The organism is Streptomyces sp. NPDC051064, assembly GCF_044455985.1.
In the GTDB taxonomy this organism is placed as follows: Bacteria; Actinomycetota; Actinomycetes; order Streptomycetales; family Streptomycetaceae; genus Streptomyces.
On record NZ_JBITFK010000001.1, the window covers coordinates 66,113 to 81,503 of the forward strand.

Annotated in this window: 14 protein-coding genes; 10 read left to right on the plus strand and 4 right to left on the minus strand. The window is 69.7% G+C overall.

The features are described 5' to 3' along the window. The first annotated feature begins 255 nt into the window (after positions 1-255). The 6 genes from ectA (at position 256) to ACIBCU_RS00375 (ending at position 5,555) form a co-directional block, all read left to right on the plus strand. Entirely contained in the window at positions 256-780 is a 525-nt protein-coding gene (gene ectA, locus ACIBCU_RS00350; protein ID WP_104790042.1) for a diaminobutyrate acetyltransferase, read from the plus strand. Between the two features lie 97 nt (positions 781-877). Then, on the plus strand, positions 878-2,140 hold the full coding sequence (gene ectB / locus ACIBCU_RS00355) for a diaminobutyrate--2-oxoglutarate transaminase (protein ID WP_362932859.1): 1,263 nt from the start codon (positions 878-880) through the stop codon (positions 2,138-2,140). Positions 2,141-2,203: 63 nt separating this feature from the next. Continuing rightward, entirely contained in the window at positions 2,204-2,602 is a 399-nt protein-coding gene (locus ACIBCU_RS00360; RefSeq protein WP_147964413.1) for an ectoine synthase, read from the plus strand. 3 nt (positions 2,603-2,605) lie between these two features. Then, on the plus strand, positions 2,606-3,499 hold the full coding sequence (gene thpD, locus ACIBCU_RS00365; protein WP_362932862.1) for an ectoine hydroxylase: 894 nt from the start codon (positions 2,606-2,608) through the stop codon (positions 3,497-3,499). Positions 3,500-3,748: 249 nt separating this feature from the next. After that, positions 3,749-4,411, plus strand: a complete 663-nt coding sequence (locus tag ACIBCU_RS00370; protein WP_399228206.1) for a hypothetical protein — start codon at positions 3,749-3,751, stop codon at positions 4,409-4,411. A gap of 136 nt (positions 4,412-4,547) precedes the next feature. Beyond that, positions 4,548-5,555 carry a VOC family protein gene (locus ACIBCU_RS00375; RefSeq protein ID WP_399228207.1) on the plus strand — a complete coding sequence of 336 codons (1,008 nt, stop codon included), beginning with the start codon at positions 4,548-4,550 and terminating at the stop codon, positions 5,553-5,555. A 3-nt stretch (positions 5,556-5,558) separates the two neighbouring features. Here the strand turns inward: ACIBCU_RS00375 and ACIBCU_RS00380 are convergent, their stop codons facing one another. Continuing rightward, positions 5,559-7,118 carry an arabinogalactan endo-1,4-beta-galactosidase gene (locus ACIBCU_RS00380; protein WP_362932871.1) on the minus strand — a complete coding sequence of 520 codons (1,560 nt, stop codon included), beginning with the start codon at positions 7,116-7,118 and terminating at the stop codon, positions 5,559-5,561. A gap of 48 nt (positions 7,119-7,166) precedes the next feature. Continuing rightward, on the minus strand, positions 7,167-9,212 hold the full coding sequence (locus ACIBCU_RS00385; protein ID WP_362932874.1) for a beta-galactosidase: 2,046 nt from the start codon (positions 9,210-9,212) through the stop codon (positions 7,167-7,169). 187 nt (positions 9,213-9,399) lie between these two features. On the opposite strand from ACIBCU_RS00385, the gene ACIBCU_RS00390 reads away from it, so the two are divergent. From ACIBCU_RS00390 to ACIBCU_RS00405, 4 genes are read left to right on the plus strand one after another with little or no spacing between them, the layout of a single operon-like run. Beyond that, on the plus strand, positions 9,400-10,713 hold the full coding sequence (locus ACIBCU_RS00390; protein WP_399228210.1) for an extracellular solute-binding protein: 1,314 nt from the start codon (positions 9,400-9,402) through the stop codon (positions 10,711-10,713). Further along, positions 10,710-11,633 (plus strand): carbohydrate ABC transporter permease, encoded by a 924-nt coding sequence (locus tag ACIBCU_RS00395; protein ID WP_399228212.1) that lies wholly within the window; start codon positions 10,710-10,712, stop codon positions 11,631-11,633. The genes ACIBCU_RS00390 and ACIBCU_RS00395 overlap by 4 nt, the downstream gene beginning before the upstream one ends. After that, positions 11,633-12,493: a carbohydrate ABC transporter permease gene (locus ACIBCU_RS00400; protein WP_362932883.1), complete on the plus strand. Its 861-nt coding sequence runs from the start codon at positions 11,633-11,635 to the stop codon at positions 12,491-12,493. The genes ACIBCU_RS00395 and ACIBCU_RS00400 overlap by 1 nt, the downstream gene beginning before the upstream one ends. Before the next feature lie 42 nt (positions 12,494-12,535). Next, positions 12,536-13,570 (plus strand): LacI family DNA-binding transcriptional regulator, encoded by a 1,035-nt coding sequence (locus ACIBCU_RS00405; RefSeq protein ID WP_362932886.1) that lies wholly within the window; start codon positions 12,536-12,538, stop codon positions 13,568-13,570. A gap of 43 nt (positions 13,571-13,613) precedes the next feature. Here ACIBCU_RS00405 and ACIBCU_RS00410 read toward each other — a convergent pair whose 3' ends face one another. Both ACIBCU_RS00410 and ACIBCU_RS00415 read right to left on the minus strand, forming a co-directional pair. After that, a complete protein-coding gene (locus tag ACIBCU_RS00410) occupies positions 13,614-14,183 on the minus strand; it encodes a GNAT family N-acetyltransferase (RefSeq protein ID WP_399228215.1) in 570 nt (189 codons plus the stop codon). Positions 14,184-14,203: 20 nt separating this feature from the next. After that, positions 14,204-15,274, minus strand: coding sequence for an alkene reductase (locus tag ACIBCU_RS00415; RefSeq protein ID WP_362932892.1), 1,071 nt, complete (start codon positions 15,272-15,274; stop codon positions 14,204-14,206). Between the last annotated feature and the right edge of the window lie 117 nt (positions 15,275-15,391).

Here is a 15,391-nt window from a genome sequence, read left to right on the forward strand (position 1 = left end):
TTCCCCCGTTCTCCGAAGCTAAACGCCACAGTTTTCACCCGATCGGCCTACGCGATGCGAACGGATCTCAGGAGAGTTACAACGATGTGACCGACCCCACACCGAGTCCGTTATGGCCGGTAAATTCCGGACACGACTAGCAAAATCGCCCCTCGATCGAGTGGGGCCCGCGCCCGCGTGATAGCACAACAAGCCCGCTGACCCAACCCCCCGCGACGATGCAATTTTGATTTTTGCTGGGTAAATTCAATTCGCATGACCGCCGCACCAGCAGATTTTGCAAGTGCCCGAAGCGAATTCCTCAGAATCGACACCCCGCGAGTGGAGGACGGAGCCGCGATCTGGCGCATTGCCCGCGACTCCGAGGTACTGGACCTCAACTCCTCGTACAGTTACCTGCTGTGGTGTCGTGACTTCGCGGCGACCTCCGTGGTCGCCCGCGACGAGAACGGCGACCCGATCGCCTTCGTGACCGGATACATCCGCCCCGACCGCCCCGAGACGCTCGTCGTCTGGCAGGTGGCCGTCGACCAGGCCCACCGCGGCAAGGGACTGGCGGCCACGCTGCTGGACGCACTGACCTCCCGTGTCGCCTCCGACCAGGGCCTGGCCTCGGTCGAGACGACCATCACCCCGGACAACACCGCCTCCGACCGGCTGTTCACGTCCTTCGCGCAGCGGCACGACGTGCCACTGGAGCGCGAGGTGCTCTTCGAGGGGGCGCTGTTCCCCGAGGGGACGCACCTGCCGGAGGTGCTCTACCGCATCGGTCCGTTCTAGGGCCCCTCAGCGCCCCTCCGCGCCCCGCCCGGGCGCGGCTTCCCCGGGCTTGCCTGACCCGCCGCCCGTCACACCCCCCTCGAGCAGGAGATCAGCTGTGACTATCACCCCGCCCGCCCTGAGTGTCTTCGAGACCCTGGAATCGGAAGTACGGAGCTACTGCCGCGGTTGGCCCGCAGTCTTCGACCGCGCGCAGGGCGCCCGGCTCACCGACGAGGACGGACACTCGTACCTCGACTTCTTCGCCGGTGCCGGTTCGCTGAACTACGGCCACAACAACCCGGTGCTGAAACGCGCGCTGATCGACTACATCGAGCGCGACGGCATCACCCACGGCCTGGACATGGCCACGACGGCCAAACGGGCGTTCCTCGAGACCTTCGAGAACGTGATCCTGCGCCCGCGTGACCTGCCCTACAAGGTGATGTTCCCCGGCCCGACCGGCACCAACGCCGTCGAGGCGGCGCTGAAGCTCGCCCGCAAGGTCAAGGGCCGCGAGTCCGTCGTCTCGTTCACCAACGCCTTCCACGGCATGTCGCTCGGCTCGCTCGCCGTGACCGGCAACGCGTTCAAGCGGGCCGGAGCCGGCATCCCGCTGGTGCACGGCACCCCGATGCCGTTCGACAACTACTTCGACGGCACCGTTCCCGACTTCATCTGGTTCGAGCGGCTCCTGGAGGACCAGGGTTCCGGGCTGAACAAGCCCGCCGCGGTGATCGTGGAGACCGTGCAGGGTGAGGGCGGCATCAACGTCGCCCGCGCCGAGTGGCTCCGCGCCCTCCAGGAGCTCTGCCACCGCCAGGACATGCTCCTGATCGTCGACGACATCCAGATGGGCTGCGGCCGGACCGGCGGCTTCTTCTCCTTCGAGGAGGCCGGCATCGTCCCGGACATCGTCACGCTGTCGAAGTCCATCAGCGGCTACGGCCTGCCGATGTCGCTCTGTCTCTTCAAGGGCGAGCTGGACATCTGGGAGCCGGGCGAGCACAACGGCACGTTCCGCGGCAACAACCCGGCCTTCGTCACCGCCGCCGCCACGCTCGACGCCTACTGGGCCGACGGCCAGATGGAGAAGCAGACCCTGGCCCGCGGCGAGCAGGTCGAGCAGACGATGCTGGCGATCTGCGGCGAGGAGCCGACCGCGCAGTTCCGTGGCCGCGGTCTGGTCTGGGGCCTGGAGTTCACCGACCCCGAGCGCGCCTCCGCCGTCTGCGCACGCGCCTTCGAGCTGGGTCTGCTCCTGGAGACCTCCGGCCCGCAGTCCGAGGTCGTGAAGCTGCTGCCGCCGCTGACCATCACCCCCGAAGAGCTGGACGAGGGCCTGCGCACGCTGGCCCGGTCCGTCCGCGAGACCGCCTGAGCAGGGGTACGCACCCGCGCAGGCACCACAGAGCAGGACAGAAGAGAAAGGCACCATCCCACCGTGATCGTCCGATCTTTCAGCGACATCGAGAACACCGACCGGCACGTCAGGTCCGCTTCAGGTACCTGGGAGAGCAAGCGCATCGTGCTCGCCAAGGAGAAGGTGGGCTTCTCGCTCCACGAGACCGTGCTGTACGCGGGCACGGAGACGTCGATGTGGTACGCGAACCACATCGAGGCCGTTCTGTGCACCGAGGGCGAGGCCGAGCTCACCAACGACGAGACCGGCGAGAAGCACTGGATCTCCCCCGGGACGATGTACCTGCTGAACGGGCACGAGCACCACACCCTGCGGCCGAAGACCGACTTCCGCTGCGTGTGCGTCTTCAATCCCCCCGTCACCGGACGGGAGGACCACGACGAGAACGGTGTATACCCGCTGCTGACAGAGGAGGGCTGAACCATGACCACCGATGTACGCGCCGACCTGTACCCCTCGCGCGGCGCCGCCGAGATGACCACTCCCCGCCAGGACCCGGTCATCTGGTCCGCGCCGGGCGCGCCGGGACCGATCGCCGCGAAGGACCTCCAGTCCTTCGAACACGACGGCTTCCTCGCCATCGACCAGCTCATCACCCCCGGCGAGGTGGCGGGCTACCGCGCCGAGCTGGACCAGCTGATCGCCGATCCGCGGGTCCGCGCGGACGAACGCTCGATCATCGAGCCGAAGTCGCAGAGCGTGCGGTCCGTCTTCGAGGTCCACAAGCTCAGCGAGGTCTTCGCGAACCTGGTCCGCGACGAGCGTGTGGTGGGCCGGGCCCGCCAGATCCTGGGCTCCGACGTGTACGTCCACCAGTCCAGGATCAACGTCAAGCCGGGCTTCGGCGCCTCGGGCTTCTACTGGCACTCGGACTTCGAGACCTGGCACGCCGAGGACGGTCTGCCGAACATGCGGACCGTGTCGGTCTCGATCGCGCTGACCGAGAACTACGACACCAACGGCGGGCTGATGATCATGCCCGGCTCGCACAAGTCGTTCGTCGGCTGCGCGGGCGAGACGCCGAAGGACCACTACAAGAAGTCCCTGCAGATGCAGGACGCCGGCATCCCGTCCGACGAAGTGCTGACCAAGATGGCCGACCGCCACGGCATCAAGCTCTTCACCGGCAAGGCGGGCTCGGCGACCTGGTTCGACTGCAACGCCATGCACGGCTCCGGGGACAACATCACCCCATACGCGCGCAGCAACGTCTTCATCGTCTTCAACAGCGTGGAGAACACGGCGCAGGAGCCCTTCGCGGCTCCGATCCGCCGGCCCGAGTTCATCGGGGCGCGTGACTTCACCCCGGTGATGTAGTCGCGGAACGGTTCACAAGGGGCGGGACGCGATCGCGTCCCGCCCCTTCCGCGTCTCCCGGCGCGGGCCGTCGTCGTGGAGGCGCGTACGCGGCACCCCCTGGTGCCCCTCTCCCTGTCCCAGGTGTCCTGCCGAGGGGCGTTGGTAGGCTCCCGCTGATCGGTCATGATCGTGATCGTGCATGCGGTGGAGAGGCAGGGCCCTGTGCGAGCGATACGCACGACGAAGTCCGTGACACTGGCGTGTCTGATGTCCGGGCTCGCGCTCACCGGGTGCGGGGGCGGCGACGGCGGGGTCGCTCAGAAGTCGGCGGCGGACCTGCTCGACGAGGCCAACGCCAGGATGGAAAAGCTGAGTTCTCTCACCATCAAGATCACCAACACGGTCGGCGACGACCATGTGACATGGGAGATGACGACCGATCTGAAGAGCCGGTGCAAGGTGCGGAACACCTACTCCCGCAGTGGAACCCTGGAACAGATCCGGATCGGCGAGACGGACTACGTCCGCCCGGACACGAAGTACTTGGAGGCCTGGAGCGGCAACCAGCTCGGCGCCGCCAGGCCGAACGTGTGGGCGAAGGTGCCCGTCGCCAGGTCGAAGCCGGGCGACGGGCTGTCCCAGTGCACCCGGCCGTTCGAGACGTTCGGTACGGCTACGAAGGGCGAGGCCACCCGCGTCGGCGGTCGGGAGGCGCTCGGGCTGAAGGTGACCGATCCCGCGGACAAGGACGGGGCGTACGTCTTCTATGTCGCCACCGACGGGGAGCCGCATCTGCTGAAGGCCGTGTACAAGGGCGGTGAGGGCGGAAAGCAGCTCACCACCACGTTGTTCGGCGATTTCGACGAGCCGCTGGACATCCGGCCGCCGGCGTCGGCGGAGGTGCTGGACATGAGCGACGTCACGGACTGAGAAGACCCGCCCACGCCGGTGACGGGCTGGTGCGGGCTCAGGCCCGCCAGGCCCGGTCCGGTACACGGCGCATCGAAGCATCCTCCGCATTCAACTCACTGGACCTCGGCGGGGGTCAGCGGCGACAGTGACGGCCATGACTTCGCTCGTACAGCACATCACCCTCGACTGCGCCGACGCCTACGAACTGGCCCTCTTCTGGGCCGAGGTGCTCGGCTCGCCCGTGTCCGACGACGACGCGCCCGGTGATCCCGAGGCGCTCGTGGAGGCGCCAGGTGCGGCGCTGCTCTTCGTCACGGTCCCCGAGCCCAAGCGCGCCAAGAACCGTGTCCATCTGGACATCCGCCCCGAGGACCGCACCCGCGACGAGGAGGTCGAGCGGCTGCTCGCTCTCGGCGCCACCCTGGTCGCCGACCACCGCAAGCCGAACGGGCGGGGCTGGGCGACCCTGGCGGATCCGGAGGGCAACGAGTTCTGCGTGGAGTGCGGTGCGGCGGAGCGTGCCGCGCTGACCGGCACACGGCTGCCGGTCACCGCCGACGATGTGACGCGGGCGGTGCGGCTGGCGGTCGACACTCTCGCGGAGTCTCCGAAGGACGACTGGCGTGTCCCGGCGGGAACGTTGGCGTGGGACTGCTGGGAGACCATGGAGCATCTGAGCGACGACCTCTTCGCGTACGCCGTCCAGCTCGGCCCGCGCAAGCCTTCGCTGGAGAGCGAGGTTCCCTACCGCTGGGCCCCGGACCGCGAGGGCGGCCCCTGGAACTCGATCTTCGCGAATCCGGAAGCAGGGACCGCCGGCCTGCTCCAGACGCTGGAGGCCAGTGGCGCTCTCCTGACCGCGATGGTGCGGACGGCCTCTCCTGGTCTCCGTTCCTACCACTCGCACGGCGTCTCCGACCCGGAGGGCTTCGCCGCGATGGGCGTCGTCGAGACCCTGGTGCACACCCACGACGTCGCCGCCGGGCTGTCGCTCTCCTGGGCTCCGCCCCAGGACCTCTGCGACCGGGTGCTGGCCCGGCTCTTCCCGGGCGCCCCGGACGACGACGACCGGTGGACCGTGCTGCTCTGGTCCACCGGCCGCGCCGATCTGCCGGGCCGCGACCGCGTCACCTCGTGGAAGTGGCACGGCGCGCCGCTGTAGCCGTCAGCGGTGGGAGAACCACTTCGCCGCCGGGAGCAGCCTTCCGTTGTAGTCGAACACCGCCTGGTTCTCCCAGGCGTTGCCCGACGCCGGGTCGGCCGGGTCCCAGCCGCTGCCGGTGACCGCGGTCCACGCCGGCTCCCAGTAGACGGCGCCGAGTCCCCGGCCGTTCGGGACGGCTTCGACGACGTTCATCACGTCCCGGAGGTTCGCCGCCTGGCCGGCCGGGGTCGCCGGGTAGCCGGTGACCAGCTGGCCGGCGGTGGCGACGTTGTTCTCCAGGCCGTCGTCGTCCGCGAGCGTATGGGCGTAGGCGGTCTCGGCGACAAAAACCGGCTTCCCGTAGCGGGACGCGGCGTCGTCCAGGTTGGTCTGGAGTTCGGCCAGCGAGCCGTGCCAGTAGGCGTAGTACGAGAGGGCGATGACGTCGAAGGGCACCTTCTGCGCCACCGCGTTGTCGAACCACCAGCGGGTGCCCGCGTTGTCGCCGCCCTCGGCGAGGTGCAGGGCCACCTTCGTCGTGGAGGAGACCGCCTTGGCGGCGTTCGCCCCGGAGGTGAGAAGGCCGGCGAGCTGTGACCAGTTGTCCGTCGACCCCTCCGGCCAGAGCATTCCGCCGTTGATCTCGTTGCCGATCTGCACCATGTCGGCCGTGGTGCCCTGGGCCTTGAGCGCGTTCAGCACGTCGTACGTGTGGTTGTAGACGTCCGTGCGCAGCCGGCTGTAGCTGTGTCCGGCCCAGGCGGCGGGCTTGTTCTGCTTGCCGGGGTCGGCCCAGGCGTCGGAGTAGTGGAAGTCGACGAGGGTCTTCATGCCGAGCGCCTTGGCGCGCTTGGCCATGGCCAGGACGTGGGCCTTGTCGTTGTAGCCGTCGGCCGGGTTCACCCAGACCTTGAGGCGTACGTAGTTCATCCCGGAGCTCTTGAGGATGCTCATGGCGTCCCCGGCCCTGCCGCTCGCGTCGCTGTACGTCGCGCCGTGCGCCTCGTTCTTCGGGAGGGTGGAGAGGTCACCGCCCCTGACGCTCAGTCCGGTGGACCCGGGGGTGAAGGTGATGTCGTCGAAGTTGGCCCACTCCCCCGCGTGCGCGTCGGAGTTGAGGCTGATCGTGCAGGCCCCGCCGGTCACCTTGACGGAGGTGACCAGCCGGACCCAGCCGCCGTTCGCGGTCGGCGGCAGGTCGGTGCGCTGCTCGGCGGCGCCGCAGTTGCGCAGGGCGATGTAGGCGGAGTTCTGGCCTCCGCCGGAGCGGACCCAGGCGCTCAGGGTGTACGTGCCGTCGGTGAGGCCGCTCAGGTACTGGTAGGTCTCGACCTTGTACGCCGAGGCCGACCAGTGGCTGAGCCGGGTGCTGCCGCCGTGGCCGCCCGCCTCGGTGAAGGAGGCGGCGTCCTGCCCGCCGGCCGAGTACGTCGACCAGCCGGTCGCGCCCGACTCGAAACCGGTGTTGACGGGGGTGGTGGCCGCGTGGGCGGCCTGGGCGGGGAGCGCGGCGAACACGAGGCCGGACAGTGCGGCCACCGTCCCGGCCGCTTTCGCGCGGGTGTGCGTCGTTCCGTACATCGTCGATGTCCCTTCGACAGTTGTGCGGGGTGAGCGGGGGGTGGTGCCTCAGCCGTCGAGCCGTACGACGCGGACCGCCCCCGCCGGAACGGCGAGCTTGTCCACGGCGGGCTCGCCGGTGAGGAGTTCGGTGCCGGGGGCGTCCAGCGCCACGCCGGCGTCGGCGTCGGAGTGGTTGATCACGAAGAGGTAGCTGCCGGTGTCGCCGGTGCGGCGCACCACCTCGACGTCGTACGGGAGGCCGGTGCGGGGCTCGATGCCGGCGTCGGCGGCGGCACGGGCCAGGACGGTGTCCAGTCCGGGACCGGAGAGCCGGGTGGAGATGTACCAGGCGGTGCCCTCGCCGAGCCGGTTGCGGGTGACGGCGGGCCGGCCGGCCGGTATGCCGTCGGCGTACGCCCAGACGGTCTCGGCGCCGCGCGGGATCACCACGTCGGACCAGACGTCGCCGGTCAGCTCAGGGCCTTCGGGGGCGCCCTCGGGGGTGATGAGGCGGACGGTGCCGCCCTCGCCGAGCGGGGAGAACTCCTCGACGGTCAGGCCGAGGACGTCCCGGAGCGCGCCCGGGTAGGGGCCGGGGTGCACCGCGTCGTCGGTGTCGACGATGCCGGAGAAGTACGAGACGACGAGCGTGCCGCCGTTCTCGACGTACCGGCGCAGATTGCGCCCGCTCTCCTCGGTGGCCAGGTAGAGGGCGGGGACGACGACCAGCGGGTAGCCGGAGAGGTCGGCGTCCGGGTGGGCGAAGTCGACGGTGAGGTGCTGGTCGTAGAGCGAGGCGTAGAAGGTGTCGGCGCGCTCGCGGGCGTCGTGCTCCTCGCTCGGGCGCCACTCCAGGCGCTGCGCCCACCAGGACTCCCAGTCCCAGAGCATCGCCACGTCGGCGACGGTCCGGGTGGACCGGACGCCCTCCAGCAGGCCGAGTCCGGCGCCGAGCGCGCTCACCTCGCGCCAGATCCGTGAGTCGGTGCCGGCGTGCGGGACCATCGCGGAGTGGAACTTCTCGGCGCCGCGCCGGGACTGCCGCCACTGGAAGAACATCGCGCCCTCGGATCCCCGGGCGACGTGGGCGAGGCTGTTGCGGGCCATCTCGCCGGGGCGCTTGGCGGGGTTGTGGGGCTGCCAGTTGACGCCGCTGGTGGAGTGCTCCAGGAGCAGCCAGGGCGCGCCGCCCGCGACCGAGCGGGTGAGGTCGGCGGCCATGGCGAGGTTGACGTGGGTGCGGCGGCCGTCGGTGATCAGGTAATGGTCGTTGGTGACGAGGTCGACCTCGCGGCCCCAGGCCCAGTAGTCGACGGAGTCGCACTGGCTGAGGGCGGTCATGAAGTTGGTGGTGACGGGGATGCCGGGGGCGAGCCGGTGCAGGATGTCGCGTTCGGCGGTGAAGTTCTCCCGCATGGTGGCGTCGGCGAAGCGGGCGTAGTCCAGCTGCTGGGCGGGGTTGCCGACGGTCGGGGTGGTGCGGGGCGGGTCGATGTCGTCGAGGCTGCGGTAGCGCTGACCCCAGAAGGCGGTGCCCCAGGCCTCGTTGACCGCGTCGACGGAGCCGTGCCGGGCGGCGAGCCAGCGGCGGAAGTGAGCGGCGCAGTTGTCGCAGTAGCAGGCGCTGACGGGGACGCCGTACTCGTTGTGGACGTGCCACATCGCGAGGGCGGGGTGGTTCGCGTAGCGGCGGGCGAGCTGCTCGGTGATGTTCGCAGCCGCCGCGCGGTAGGGGGCCGAGCTGTGGCAGATGGCGCCGCGTGACCCGAAGGCGAGGCGCACCCCGTCGCGGCTGAGCGGGAGAGCCTCGGGGTGGGCGCGGTAGAACCAGGCCGGCGGTGCGACGGTGGGGGTGCCGAGGTCGGCGCGGACGCCGTTGACGTGCAGCAGGTCCAGGAGACGGTCGAGCCAGCCAAAGTCGTAGGTGCCCGGTTCGGGCTCCAGCAGCGCCCAGGAGAAGATCCCGACGCTGACCATGGTCACGCCGGCTTCCCGCATCAGGCGTACGTCCTCGTGCCAGACCTCTTCGGGCCACTGCTCGGGGTTGTAGTCGCCGCCGAAGGCCAGCTTGTTCAGCCCGACCGGGTACGGCGTGGATTCTGAGTGCGGCATGGACGGCTCCTGGCTCTTTTGGACAACTTCTGGGAACGTGCACACACACTCTCGGCGGCGCAGGGCCAACATAACCGCACAGCAACAACCATTGACAAGTGTCGGTTTCGTTTCTCTACTGTGAACGCTCACAGCGCCTTCCGGCCGGTCCGCCGATGCGCCTGCTCATCTCGTCAGGGGAGAAACCATGAAATACCGCACCGTCGCGGTGTCCACAGCCGCCGCACTCGCCGCCACCGCCCTGCTCTCCGGGTGCGGCTCGGACGACGGCGGCGACGAGCCGGCCTCCGCCGGGCCCGCCTCGCTGACCTACTGGGCGTGGGCGCCCGGCCTGGACAAGCTCGCGGACATCTGGAACAAGGGCCCGGGCAAGGAGGCGGGCATCACCGTCACGGTGAAGAAGCAGGCGTCGGGCGACGACCTGGTCACCAAGATCATCACGGCGGCGAAGGCCCACAAGGCCCCCGACCTGGTCCAGGCCGAGTACCAGGCGCTCCCCACCCTGGTCTCCAACGACGTCCTCGCCGACATATCCGAGGAGGCGGGCGACGCGAAGAGCCAGTTCACCGACGCGGTGTGGCAGCAGGCGACGCTGGGCTCGGACGCCCTGTACGCCCTGCCGCAGGACTCCGGCCCGCTGATGTTCTACTACCGCCAGGACCTCTTCAAGCAGTACGGGCTGACCGTGCCCACCACCTGGGACGAGTTCGCCGAGACCGCCCGCGCGCTGAAGAAGAAGGCGCCGGACAAGGACCTCACCACCTTCTCCTCGAACGACTCGGGCCTGTTCGCGGGCCTCGCCCAGCAGGCGGGCGCTAAGTGGTGGACCACCGGCGGCGACAAGTGGAAGGTCGCGATCGACGACCCGGCCACGCAGAAGGTCGCCGACTTCTGGGGCGGCCTGGTCAAGGAGGGCGCCATCGACAACCAGCCGATGTACACCCCGCCGTGGAACAAGGCGCTCAACACCGGCAAGCAGATCGCCTGGGTCAGCGCCGTCTGGGCGCCGGGCACCCTGACCACCGCCGCGCCCGAGACGAAGGGCAAGTGGGCCATGGCCCCGCTCCCCCAGTGGACGGCCGGCGAGAACGTCACCGGCAGCTGGGGCGGCTCCTCCACGGCGGTCACCAACGACTCCAAGAACAAGAAGGCCGCCGCGACCTTCGCGAAGTGGCTGAACACCGACCCCACAGCCCTCGCCGCACTGGTGAAGGAGGGCGGCATCTACCCCGCCGCGACGGCCGCCCAGACCGGCGGCGCGCTCTCGAAGGCACCGGACTACTTCTCCAACCAGCCGGACTTCTACACCGAGGCCGCCAAGATCGCCCAGGGCACCGCCCCGGCCGCCTGGGGTCCGAACGTCAACGTCGCGTACAGCGCCTTCAAGGACAACTTCGCCGAGGCCGCCAAGAACAAGTCGGACTTCGGCCCCGCGCTCACCGCCATGCAGGACGCCACCGTCGCGGACCTGACGAAGCAGGGCTTCGGAGTCTCGGAGTGACTCGCACACCCCGCGGGAAGGCGTACGGGGTCAAGAGCGCCCCGTACGCCTTCCTGGTCCCCGCCACCCTCCTGTTCCTGCTCTTCTTCGCCCTGCCCATCGGCTACGCCGTGTACCTCAGCTTCCGCCGGACCGAGGTCAAGGGGCTCGGCCTCGGCAAGGGCGCCCGCGACGAGATCTGGGCCGGGCTCTCCAACTACACCGACGCGCTCTCCGACTCGGAGCTGCTGCACGGAGCGCTGCGCATCCTCGGCTACGGCGCGATCGTCGTGCCGGTGATGCTCGGCCTCGCCCTGCTCTTCGCCCTGCTGCTGGACACCGACGGGCTCCGGCTGCGCGGCTTCAGCAGGCTGGCGATCTTCCTGCCGTACGCGATCCCCGGCGTCATCGCCGCGCTGATGTGGGGCTTCCTGTATCTGCCCGACGTCAGCCCCTTCCTGTATCTGCTCGACGCGGTGGGGCTTCCGCAGCCCGATCTGCTGGACGGCGGGCCGCTGTACCTCTCGCTGGCCAACATCGCGGTGTGGGGCGGCACCGGCTTCAACATGATCGTCATCTACACGTCGCTGCGGGCGATCCCCGCCGAGATCTTCGAGGCCGCACGCCTCGACGGCTGCTCGCAGCTCCAGATCGCACTGCGGATCAAGATCCCGATGGTGGTGCCGTCACTGATCCTGACCTTCTTCTTCTCGATCATCGCAACGCTCCAGGTGTTCAGCGAGCCCACCACGCTCAAGCCGCTCACCAACTCACTCTCCACCACCTGGAGTCCGCTGATGAAGGTCTACCAGGACGCCTTCGTCAACAACGACATCCATGCGGCGGCGGCCCAGGCGGTCATCATCGCGCTCGCCACCCTCGCTCTGTCCTTCGGCTTCCTCAGGGCGGCCAACTCCCGTACGAAGCAGGGAGACTCCTGATGAGCACCCAGCACCTCGCCGCCCCCGGCCGCCGGCGCTTCCCTCTCGTCCCCACGGCCGCACTGCTCCTCGGCGCCGTCTACTGCCTGCTGCCCGTCGTCTGGGTCCTGGTGGCCTCGACGAAGTCCGGCAGCGAGCTGTTCTCCACCTTCACCTTCCTGCCCGGCTCCGGGTTCACCGACAACGTCGCCGACCTCACGGAGTACCGCGACGGGGTCTACTGGAAGTGGATGGCCAACTCGGCCTTCTACGCCGGAGTGGGCGCCCTGCTGTCCACGGCGGTGTCCGCGGTCTCGGGGTACGCCCTGGCGGTGTACCGCTTCCGCGGCAAGGAGACGGTCTTCAACATCCTGCTCGCCGGGGTGCTGATGCCTCCGGTGATCCTGGCCGTGCCGCAGTACCTGCTGCTGGCCGAGGCCGACATGACCGACTCGTACCTCTCGGTCCTGCTGCCGCTGATCCTCTCCCCGTACGGCGTCTACCTCGCCCGGATCTACGCGGCCGCGGCCGTGCCGGCCGATGTGATCGAGGCGGGACGGATGGACGGCGGCGGCGAGTGGCGGATCTTCCGGACCATCGCGCTGCCGATGATGCTGCCGGGGCTGGTGACGGTGTTCCTGTTCCAGTTCGTGGCGGTCTGGAACAACTTCCTGCTGCCCTACATCATGCTCGGCGACGACGAGAAGTTCCCGGTGACCCTGGGGCTCTACACGCTGCTCCAACAGGGCGCGAACACCCCCGCCCTCTACACCCTGGTCATCACCGGCGCCCTGCTGGCGATCATTCCGCTGATCGCCCTGTTCCTCGTGATCCAGCGGTTCTGGAGCCTGGACCTGCTCTCCGGCGCCGTAAAGTCCTGACTGCTCCTCAACAGGGCGACCTTTGATGAAAGATCATGCAACATGAGCCGCACAGAACAGAACGGCGCGGGCCGCCGCAGGCCGCCGACGATCCACGACGTCGCCCGGGAGGCCGGGGTCTCCCGGGGCACGGTCTCCCGGGTGCTCAACGGCGGTCACAACGTCAGCCCGGCCGCGCTCGACGCGGTTCAGTCCGCCATCCGGCGGACCGGCTACACCGTGAACCGGCACGCCCGGTCGCTGATCACCGGACGCTCCGACTCGGTGGCGTTCCTGCTGACCGAGCCCCAGGAGCGCTTCTTCGAGGACCCGAACTTCAACGTGCTGCTGCGCGGCTGCACCACCGCCCTCGCCGCGCACGACATCCCGCTGCTCCTGATGATCGCGGGTACGGAGGCGGAGCGGCGCCGCAACATGCGCTACATCGCCGGGCACGTGGACGGGGTGCTGCTGGTCTCCAGCCACTCCGGAGACCCCGTCGCCGCGCAGCTGCACGAGGCCGGGGTGCCGCTGGTGGCCTGCGGGAAGCCGCTCGGGCAGGGGTCGCGGGTCAGCTACGTGGCCGCCGACGACCGGCACGGCGCCCGGGACATGGTGCGCTTCCTGTACGGGTCGGGGCGCCGCCGGATCGCCACGGTCACCGGGCCCCTGGACACCCCGGGCGGTGTGGACCGGCTGGCGGGTTACCGGGAGACGCTCGCGGAGTGCGGGCTGCCGGTCGACGAGGCCTTGATCGTGCCGGGCGACTACAGCCGGGCGGGCGGTGAGGCGGCGGCCGCGCTGCTGCTGGAGCGGGCTCCCGACGTGGACGCGGTGTTCGTCGCCTCGGACCTGATGGCGCAGGGGGTGCTGAGCACGCTGGAGCGGGCCGGCCGGCGTGTGCCGCAGGACATCGCGGTCGGCGGGTTCGACGACTCGCCCGCGGCGCTCGCGGCACGCCCGGAGCTGACGACGGTCCGCCAGCCGTGGGACCGGATCAGCGCCGAGATGGTGCGGGTGCTGCTGGCACAGATCGGCGGGGAGGACCCGGCCGCGGTCATCCTCCCCACCGAACTGGTGCGCCGGGACTCGGCGTAGGGGCGGGCGGCGCGGGGCCCCCACCGCCGCGCGCGTACCGGTCTCAGCCGACCCGCCGGGCAAGCACCTGTCCCGGCCAGGTCCCGGACAGGAAGCTGTCCGTGGGGGCGAAACCGTTGCGCTCGTAGTACGCGACGAGCTCGCCTCCGCCGCCCGCCCAGCAGTCGACCCGCAGAAGGCCGGCCCCGGCCCGCCGGGTCTCCTCCACGGCATGGGCCAGCAGAGCCGCCCCGATGCCCAGACCGGCGTGCCGACGGTCGGAGATGAGCAGGCGCACGTACCGCTCCGGTTCGCCGGCGGCCGGGATCGGCATCTGCGGGTTGGGGCCGGAGTCGAGCACCAGCGCCCCGGCGGGCACGCCGTCCAGCTCGGCGACGTAGGGCGAGTTCACGGTGGTGTACCGCTCGATCCGGGCCGCGCCGCCGGACGTCTGCGAGTACGGGACCGTGCCCCACTGTTCGGTGTTGCCGCGGGCGTTCATCCAGGCCACCGCGGAGTCGAGCATGTCCAGGATGACCGGTGCGTCGGCCGGGCTGCCCGGCCTGATCCGTAGGCCGTGCTTCGTGTCGTCGCTCACGGCGGAAGTCTGCCACGAGGACCCGCACGGCTTCATGCCTCCGGCTCCGCGGCGCGTCAGACGGCGTCCAGCGCCGGGTAGTCGGTGTAACCCTTCGCGTCGCCGCCGAAGAAGGTCGACGGGTCCGGGGTGTTGAAGGGCCCGCCGGCCTTCAGCCGGGCCGGCAGGTCCGGGTTGGCGAGGAACAGGGCACCGTAGGAGATGATGTCGGCGATCCCGTCGTCGATGACCGTGTGGTGCTCGGGGCCGGTCGGCCCGTCGGAGAACACGTTGAGGACGAGGGTTCCCGTGAACCTCTTGCGCAGCGCGAGGGTCAGCTCGCGGGTGCCGGCCTGCTCCAGGATGTGCAGGTAGGCGGGCCCGAGCGGCTCGATCTCGGTGACGAGCGCGGTGTAGACGGCGTCCGGCTCGGGCTCCTCGATTCCGTTGTAGGGGTTTCCGGGTGAGATGCGCAGCGCGGTCCGTTCGGCGCCGATCTCGGCGACGACGGCCTTGACCACCTCGACGGCGAAGCGGATACGGGCGGCGTCGGAGCCGCCCCACTCGTCGGTGCGCAGGTTGGTGTTGGGGGCCAGGAACTGCTGGATCAGGTATCCGTTGGCTCCGTGCAGCTCGACGCCGTCGAAGCCGGCCTCTATCGCGTTGCGGGAGGCCGTGACGAAGTCGCCGATCGTCGCGCGGATCTCCGCGTCGGTGAGCTCGTGCGGCTCCACGAAGTCCTTCGGGCCCGCCTGGGTGTAGACCTGGCCGGGTGCGGCGACCGGGGAGGGTGCCACCGGGATCAGTCCGTCCGGCAGCAGGTCGGGGTGGCCGATCCGGCCCGCGTGCATGATCTGGGCGAAGATCCGGCCGCCCGCCGCGTGGACGGAGTCGGTGACCTTGCGCCAGGAGGTGACCTGCTCGGCGCTGTGCAGGCCCGGGGTGGAGGGGTATCCCTGGCCCACCACGGAGGGCTGGATGCCCTCGGTGATGATCAGTCCGGCCGAGGCGCGCTGGGTGTAGTAGTCGCGGGTGAGGTCGGTGGCGGTGCCCCCGTCCCCGGCCCTGCTGCGGGTCATCGGCGCGAGGGCGATGCGGTTGGACAGCTGGGTGCCGGAGAGGTCGACGGGGTCGAAAACGGTGGTCATGAAAGCCTCCGAAGTATTTACATGGTCGGCCAAGTAACTGGGCGTCCGGTCACTGTAACCCATTAATTGGCCGACCAAGGTAAAGTTCATGAGGACGTCATGAACCCCGGCACCGAC